This is a genomic window from Cyclobacteriaceae bacterium, assembly GCA_030584025.1.
Classification (GTDB): domain Bacteria; phylum Bacteroidota; class Bacteroidia; order Cytophagales; family Cyclobacteriaceae; genus UBA2336.
In genome coordinates, this window is the sequence record CP129487.1 from 3,303,505 (window position 1) to 3,312,500 (window position 8,996).

The window sequence follows — 8,996 nt, forward strand, 5'->3', positions numbered from 1 at the left end:
GGTTCGTGCAAAAAATCGCGTCTACCATACTAAGATCGCTTGTCAGTTTCGCACTGCTCTTCCTTTCATTTTCTGTAAAGGGGCAGCAATCCGTGCTGGCAAACGGCACGTGGTACAAAGTGGCTGTTGAAAAAAATGGCGTTTACAAAATCGATCAGGCACAGTTTAAAAAGATGGGGTTTTCAGCTAATGCAGATCCGCGAAAAATAAAAATCTATACCCAAAGTTCGGGTATGTTGCCCCAACTGAACAGCGCACCACGCGTAAATGACCTTACGGAATGTGCGATTTTTATTGAAGGAGAGCAAGATGGAGTATTCAATCAAAGGGATTTTATTCTTTTCTATGCAGAAGGATCCGACAAGGTTGGCTATGATCTTGTGTCGGAAACATTCCAGTATGAAAAACATCAGTATGCCAAGGAAAATTTTTACTACATAACGGTTGGTGAAAGTGCTGGTAAACGCATGGGCACTTCACCAAATCTTGGAACATCATTCCCCGTAATTCAGGAGTTCGATAACTATGCGTATCACGAAATCAATCAATACAATATTCTAAAATCCGGAAGGGAATGGTTCGGTGAGCGTTTCGATCTGACAACTGAACAAACGATTCGATTTCCATTAAGCAACATCATTGAAAACACTCCGGTAAAATTGGTTTCGGATGTAATGAGTCAATCATTTGGCAATACATCTTTCAATGTACTGATTAATGGGGTACAAACCGGTCAACACACCATTGCTGCAATACCCAACACGCAATACGGCATTAAGGGAAGGCACGCATCCGACACATTTTTAACTACCAGCAGCGCAGTATCGGCATCAACCCGGAATGAGCAGGAAATACGGTACCAATATATAAAGAGTGCGTCCGGTTCTGTCGGATACCTAAATTATTGCCTGCTTCAGGTCAAACAACGATTGCAGCTTTATGGCAACCAAACCATTTTCCGATCAGCCTTAAGCACACAAAATACAGAATCAACCTTTCAGGTAAATCAAGTTACTGAACAAACCCGTGCTTGGGATGTTACGGATCCTACTGAAGTATTGATTCAGGAAACATCGCTCAACACCAACACCATTTCGTTCGGAACTTCCACTTCAGATTTAAAAGAATTTATCGTTTTCAATTCCAACATTCCTGCACCACGACTTGTTGGAAAAGTTAATAATCAAAACCTGCACGGGTTAAATACGCCAACCTTGTTAATCATTACACATCCGGATTTTAAAAACGAAGCACTCCGTCTGAAAGCACACCGCGAATCAACCAATGGGATTGACGTGGTTGTCGCTACACTCGAAGAAGTCTACCATGAATTTTCCGGAGGCAAACAAGATGTTACAGCTTTACGCGACTTTACGAAATACCTGTACGATAAAAATGAAGGAAAATTAAAATCGTTGCTGTTGTTTGGTAAATGTTCTTACGATTACAATGATGTGTTGGTGGACAACAAGAATTTTGTTCCCACGTATCAATCCCGAAATTCACTCCATCCGTTACTTACCTATTCCTCTGATGATTTTTTTGCTTTTATGGAAGCAAACGAAGGAGAGTGGGGAGAAGGACCTGTACAAAATCATACCTTGGATATTGCCGTAGGGCGATTACCTGTAAAATCAATTCAGGAAGCTGGTCACGTGGTTGATAAGCTCATTTACTATGATACCGACCACAAAAGGTTTGGGGGATGGAGAAAAGACATTGTGTTTGTGGCTGATGATGGCGATTTCAATATTCACCAAAGTCAGGCCGATCAAATGGCACGAAACATTGATGAAAACTACGGACACTTCAATACCAAAAAAATTTACCTCGATGCATTTCCGCAACTTCCAGGGGCTGGCGGAACCATATCGCCTGAAACAAAAAAGCAAATTGAACAAACCATTAATGACGGAGCATTATTGATCAACTATACCGGCCACGGAAGCGAGCGGCAATGGGCACAAGAAAGAATTCTGGATGAAATTCAAATTCAAACCATAAAGAATAAAAGATTACCCTTACTGGTTACAGCTACCTGTGAATTTGGAAGACAAGATGATCCTGTTTTTCCTTCAGGTGGCGAATTGTTTATGCTTCAGCCTGAAGGCGGAGCTATCGGTCTCGTTACAACCGCACGACCGGTAAGCTCGAGTACAAACTTTGAACTTAACCAGGCATTCTATGATGCCTTCTTTCAAAAAGACAACGGAAGCAACCTTACCTTAGGTGAAATTTTCAGGCGAACCAAAAACAACAGCATTTCAGGAGTTTCCAACCGAAACTTTTCTCTAATTGGCGATCCTTCCATGTACCTGGCTACACCAACACACACTGCAAAAATTACCTCCATTACAACGGCCTCAGGCAGTGAGGTACTTAAAGCCTTGTCAACCGTAAACATAGCGGGCGAAATTGTGAATTTCGAAGATAAAAAAATTGAGGATTTCACTGGCTTACTTGAAGCTACGTTATTCGATAAGGAAACTTCCTTTCAAACATTAGGAAATGAAAATTCACCATTCGCTTATAAACAATGGTTCAATGCACTGTTTCGTGGAAAAGCAAGTGTTGAAAATGGCTCGTTTACTTTCCAGTTTATCATACCAAAAAATATTGCCTACGCAGTAGATGCCGGAAAGCTGAGCTTGTATGCCTATGATACGAATACTAACGATGAAGCAGCCGGCCAATCTATCGATTTTATGGTTGGATCCAGTGAGTCTGACGCCACGGTAGACACAACTTCTCCGGAAATAAAACTCTACATGAACGATATCACTTTTACGGATGGTGGCATCACCAACTCAAGGCCAACATTAATCGCGCAACTTAGCGATGACAGCGGAGTTAACATTTCGGGTTATGGAATTGGCAACAGCATAGTTGCGGTGTTGGATGATAATGAAACCTTCGTGTTGAACGATTACTACATGGCTGAACAAGATGATTATTCGCAAGGAAGCCTTGAATTTATGTTGCCACAATTAAGCCCAGGTATGCACACCATTACGTTACGCGCCTGGGATACCCACAACAATCCCGGAGTGGCACGAATCAATTTTAGAGTGTCAGGCACGAACGATCTGTTGATTGAGTCATTCGCCAACTTCCCAAATCCCGTTAAGGAAAAGACACAATTTTACTTCACACACAACCAGGCAGGGAATGACCTGGATGCCCAGCTTCTGATTTACGATTACACCGGTCAGGCCTTGCAGGATTATGCCTTTTCTGTATCCGAAAGCACCCAACAGGTTAATCTTATTGAATTATCGGTATCAGAAAATACCGGCAAAAAACTGCCACCCGGATTATACTTGGCACGCCTGATTGTGCGTTCTTTAGCCGATGGCTCTAAAAATGAGCAGGTTACAAAGCTTATTATAGCGAATTGATTATCTTTAAGCCCTTGAAAAAGAATTACATGAAGTTTATTGCTGTTGCGCTATTTGCCTCTTTTTTGGTTTGGATTGACAGCTCAGTTTATGCGCAAGGTCAGGTTGTTACGGGCTCAGATACAACGCTTCGGCCTATAACCACAGCGGTTCCATTTCTTACCATCAGCCCGGATGCCCGAAGTGCAGCATTGGGTGATGCCGGAGCTGCAACGAGCCCGGATGCAAACTCAGCCTTTTGGAACCCTGCTAAGCTTGTTTTTATCGATCAGACTTACGGAGGCTCAGTATCTTATACCCCTTGGCTAGGGAAAATTATTGACGATATGTCAATTTCTTACCTGACTGGCTTTTATAAATTTTCCAGAGAACAGGCTGTCGCAGTCTCAATGAAATATTTTGACCTTGGTGAAATATTCATTACTGAAGATGGCGTGAGCGGAACCAATTTCAGGCCGCGAGAATTTTCGATTGATTTTACATACTCACGCAAATTAACAGAAGAACTAAGTTTAGGTTTAACAGGCAAATACATTCACTCGAATTTAACTGGGGCCTTTGGCACGTTTAGCTCCGGTGGAACAGTTGACGCGCAACCAGGCCGAAGCGTAGCTGCCGATATTGGAGTTTATTATAATACTACACTTAAAGGAGCCAAAAACAACAATCTAGCCTTGGCCGCAGTTATCTCCAACATTGGCGCTAAGCTTTCGTATACGGATGATGCCAATAGAGATTTTCTGCCAACCAACTTACGATTAGGTGCTGTTTATACTACTGAAGTTGACCAAGCTAACAGCTTCTCATTTATTCTTGATGTGAATAAATTAATGGTGCCCACCATTGATGAGGGACAAACCGTGTTAGGTGGAATGTTTAGTTCATTTGGGGATGCACCCAACGGCTTCTCAGAAGAGATCAAAGAATTTATTGTAAACGCTGGAGTAGAGTATTGGTACAACAACACGTTTGCCGGAAGAGCAGGTTATTTTTTGGAGGCGAGGGAAAAAGGAAATAGAAAATACATGACGCTTGGAGTGGGGTTCAGAAAGGATCGCTTCGGCATAGATGTTGCCTATCTGGTTCCCACCAACAGAAGAGAGCACCCGTTAGCCGAAACCATCCGGTTTTCCCTTTTGTTTCAGATAAACAAAGGCGAGCTGGATACCCCCTCTGTTACCGACTAATCAATGGTTAACAGAAGCAGTGCGCCCCCATTTGTAAAAAGTACAACCTTTAATCTGTTAAAAGCTGAAAGACACCCACTTTCGGGAACAAATGAACTTTTCTTTATTTCAGGGGGCGATCAGGATGTTGTAAAGATTGAATTGGTTTTTCATGCCGGGCGATGGCATGAACCTAACTTAGGGGTTTCTCATTTCGCAGCCACACTTTTACCAAAAGGAACTCCCTCAAAAACAAGTTTTGAAATTACCCGCTTACTCGATTATTACGGACTACATCTGGAAATTAACCCTGGTTTTGATTTTACTTCCATAACACTTTATGGCCTGACAAAATACGTAGATCGGGCATTAGATGTATTGTTGGAACTAATTACATCGCCCTCCTTTCCTGAAAATGAACTGGAGCAATCAAAAGACATCTTCCGTCAGGGATTAAAAGTAAACCTGGAGAAAACAAACTTTCTGGCCTCCCGGTTATTTCGTGAAAAATTATTCGGTTCCGATCATCCTTACGGCAAGGACGTAGAATTGAAGGACATCGACACAATTAATCAAGCTCAACTTTTAAACTTCAATAAAAACTATTTTAGAAATTTTCTGGCTTTCGTAAGCGGCAAACCATCAGATCAACTAAAAACACAACTCATCACCAAACTCAATCTGATTGAACAAAATATCAGTAACACAAAAACATTTTCCCGAAAGCAAAGCTCAACCGCAGATCATTTCACTCCCAAAAGCAATAGCGTACAAACCTCTATTCGTGTGGGAAAAATGCTGATCGCTAGAGATCACAAAGATTATCCTGCCGTATTGTTGCTCAATCATATCCTGGGTGGATTCTTCGGATCGCGGCTAATGAAAAACATTCGGGAGGAAAAAGGTCTCACCTATGGAATTCACTCGTCCATACATGCTTTAAAACATGATAGCTATCTCGTCATCGGTGCCGATGTAAATAAAGAAAACCGGCAATTAACTATTGATGAGATTAAAAGCGAATTGAGTCGCCTGCAAAATGAAGCGATCTCGGAAAGCGAATTAGAGATTGCCCGAAATCATTTTATTGGAAGTCTTCAATCTGATATGAGCACTCCATTTGCCCATGCTGATAAGCACAAAGTTATTTCGCTTTTCAATTTACAAATGGATTACTACCAACAGTTGATTCAATCCCTTTCAACGCTTACATCAAAAAATCTTTCGGAAACAGCTCAAATACATTTCTCCGAAGAGACTTTGCTTACTGCTTCTGTTGGTTGATCTCAGTCTGCTACCAACAAAAAAGCCTCACATTTCTGTGAGGCTTTTGAATAAAAAATAGGCAACGACTTACTCTCCCACGTTTTACCGTAGTACCATCAGCGCTGGTGGGCTTAACTGCTCTGTTCGGAATGGGAAGAGGTGATCCCCACCGCTATAGTCACCTTAATACCTTCAGTGATTTTCATTGAGGTTTGACCCCCAACGTCCCGATTGCTCGGGATCACCTTTAAGATTGGTGAAGCGTGGCTGCTCCAATATCTTTGACCACCGGAAGAGGTAGATGTTTTCAATGTATGTACCGTAAAGGTTAAACCACGAACATAGGGCTTGCCCGAAAAGAAGTTCCCGGGTAATTAGTACTGCTCAGCTTTGACATCTCTGCCTGTACACCTGCAGCCTATCAACGTCATCATCTCTGACGCCCCTTAATGGAAGTCTCATCTCGAGGTGGGTTTCGCGCTTAGATGCTTTCAGCGCTTATCCCGTCCCAACATAGCTACCCAGCGGTGCAGCTGACGCCACAACTGGTACACCAGCGGTTAGTCCAACCCGGTCCTCTCGTACTAAGGTCAGATCCTCTCAAACTTCCTACGCCCATCACAGATAGGGACCGAACTGTCTCACGACGTTCTGAACCCAGCTCGCGTGCCACTTTAATAGGCGAACAGCCTAACCCTTGGGACCTTCTCCAGCCCCAGGATGTGACGAGCCGACATCGAGGTGCCAAACCTCCCCGTCGATATGAGCTCTTGGGGGAGATCAGCCTGTTATCCCCAGAGTACCTTTTATCCTTTGAGCGATGGCCCTTCCATACAGAACCACCGGATCACTATATCCATGTTTCCATCCAGCTCGACCCGTCGGTCTCACTGTCAAGCATGCTTATGCTATTGCACTCCACGTACGGTTACCAAGCGTACTGAGCATACCTTTGAAAGCCTCCGATACACTTTCGGAGGCGACCACCCCAGTCAAACTACCCACCACACACTGTCCCCCGATTAATCGGGGTTAGACATCAAGAAAACGAAGGGCGGTATTTCACCGTTGACTCCCCCGAACCTAGCGGCCCGGGATCATTGCCTCCCGCCTATCCTACACATCATCCACCCAATGTCAATGTGAAGCTATAGTAAAGGTTCATGGGGTCTTTCCGTCCCGTGACGGGTACACGGCATCTTCACCGTGACTACAATTTCACCGAGCTCATGGCTGAGACAGTGCCCAGATCGTTACACCATTCGTGCAGGTCGGAACTTACCCGACAAGGAATTTCGCTACCTTAGGACCGTTATAGTTACGGCCGCCGTTTACTGGGGCTTCAGTTCAATGCTTCGCAAGGTTGCCCCCACTAACATCCCCCCTTAACCTTCCAGCACCGGGCAGGTGTCAGGCCTTATACTTCATCTTTCGATTTCGCAAAGCCATGTGTTTTTGTTAAACAGTCGCCTGGGCCTTTTCACTGCGACCTCCCCGATTGCTCGGGGGAGGCATCCCTTCTTCCGAAGTTACAGGATTAATTTGCCTAGTTCCTTAGCCATGATTCACTCGAGCACCTCAGGATTCTCTCCTTGACTACCTGTGTCGGTTTGCGGTACGGGTACCTTATCAATTAACGCTAGCGGGTTTTCTTGGAAGTCTGATTACGTCCTCTATCCCTTTGGCCGAAGCCTCCAGGTACTATTGGGTTTCAGCATTCTCTGCGGATTTGCCTGCAGAAAATATACCTACGCCTTTCAACGAACTATTTCGTCAGTTCGCGGAACTGTCACTCCTCCGTCTCCACTTCGCTTGATACGGTAGTACCGGAATATTAACCGGTTGTCCATCGACTACCCCTTTCGGGTTCGCCTTAGGCCCCGACTTACCCGCGGTTGATTAACATTGCCGCGGAATCCTTAGTCTATCGGTGGACGGGTTTCTCACCCGTCTTATCGTTACTTATGCCTACATTTGCTTTTCTAACCTCTCCACAACCCATTACCAGGCTGCTTCTCCGATGTTAGAATGCTCCCCTACCAGTTGATATTGCTATCAAATCCTAAGCTTCGGTAGTACACTTGATGCCCGATTATTATCGATGCTCTGTCGCTCGACCAGTGAGCTGTTACGCACTCTTTAAATGAATTGCTGCTTCCAAGCAAACATCCTGGCTGTCTAAGCAACTGAACCGCCTTAGTTCAACTTAGTGTACATTTTGGGACCTTAGCTGTAGATCTGGGTTCTTTCCCTCTCGGACACGGACCTTAGCACCCATGCCCTCACTGCACGGTATATTTAGTACCATTCGGAGTTCATCTGGATTTGGTAGGATGTGACTCCCCCTAGTCCAATTGGTAGCTCTACCTGTACTAAACTCAACCCGCACGCTGCCCCTAAAGGCATTTCGGGGAGTACGAGCTATTTCTCAGTTTGATTAGCCTTTCACCCCTACCCTCAGCTCATCCAAAAACTTTTCAACGTTTACTAGTTCGGACCTCCATCAGGTGTTACCCTAACTTCATCCTGGCCAAGGGTAGATCACAAAGTTTCGCGTCTACTCCCACTGACTGTGCGCCCTGTTCAGACTCGCTTTCGCTCCGGCTGCGTGAGTTTACTCACTTAACCTCGCCAGTGACAGTAACTCGTAGGCTCATTATGCAAAAGGCACGCGGTCACTCCATTACGAAGCTCCCACCGCTTGTAAGCGTACGGTTTCAGGTTCTATTTCACCCTCCTGTTCGGAGTACTTTTCACCTTTCCTTCACAGTACTGGTTCACTATCGGTCTCTCAAAAGTATTTAGCCTTACCAGATGGTGCTGGCAAATTCAGACGGGGCGTCTCCGACCCCGCCCTACTCAGGATACCACTACGTAACACTACTTGTCTCTTACAGGGCTCTCACCTTCTATGGCCCGGTTTCCCACCCGGTTCAAATTCATAGTGTAGTCGATATTGTGGTCCTATAACCCCTAAGTAGCCGTAACTACTTAGGTTTGGGCTCTTGCGCGTTCGCTCGCCACTACTGGCGCAATCACTTAATTGTTTTCTCTTCCTCCAGGTACTTAGATGTTTCAGTTCCCTGGGTTCGCTTTCCTTGCGGAATAATGTGTCTTCAACACATTGGGTTGCCCCATTCGGACATCTGCGGATCACAGCCTATTT

General features: G+C 44.7%; 3 protein-coding genes and 2 rRNA genes (1 of these 5 running past the window's edge). 3 read left to right on the top strand and 2 right to left on the bottom strand.

All coding sequences use genetic code 11. The annotated features are described in order from the left end of the window. Positions 1-5: 5 nt before the first annotated feature. The 3 genes from porU to QY309_14870 are packed head-to-tail and all read left to right on the top strand — an operon-like array spanning position 6 to position 5,848. Positions 6-3,398 carry a type IX secretion system sortase PorU gene (gene porU, locus QY309_14860; protein WKZ59140.1) on the top strand — a complete coding sequence of 1,131 codons (3,393 nt, stop codon included), beginning with the start codon at positions 6-8 and terminating at the stop codon, positions 3,396-3,398. A gap of 14 nt (positions 3,399-3,412) precedes the next feature. Beyond that, positions 3,413-4,585 (top strand): type IX secretion system outer membrane channel protein PorV, encoded by a 1,173-nt coding sequence (porV, locus tag QY309_14865; GenBank protein ID WKZ59141.1) that lies wholly within the window; start codon positions 3,413-3,415, stop codon positions 4,583-4,585. Positions 4,586-4,588: 3 nt separating this feature from the next. Continuing rightward, positions 4,589-5,848 carry a pitrilysin family protein gene (locus tag QY309_14870; GenBank protein WKZ59142.1) on the top strand — a complete coding sequence of 420 codons (1,260 nt, stop codon included), beginning with the start codon at positions 4,589-4,591 and terminating at the stop codon, positions 5,846-5,848. 56 nt (positions 5,849-5,904) lie between these two features. Here QY309_14870 and rrf read toward each other — a convergent pair. Next, positions 5,905-6,016: ribosomal RNA gene (gene rrf, locus QY309_14875) — 5S ribosomal RNA — on the bottom strand. Positions 6,017-6,184: 168 nt separating this feature from the next. Continuing rightward, positions 6,185-8,996 (bottom strand): 23S ribosomal RNA (locus QY309_14880) (it continues 89 nt past the right edge of the window).

Coding starts and splice junctions, on each gene's coding strand:
- QY309_14870 (WKZ59142.1), top strand. CDS start 4,589: ATGGTTAACAGAAGCAGTGCGCCCCCATTTGTAAAAAGTACAACCTTT.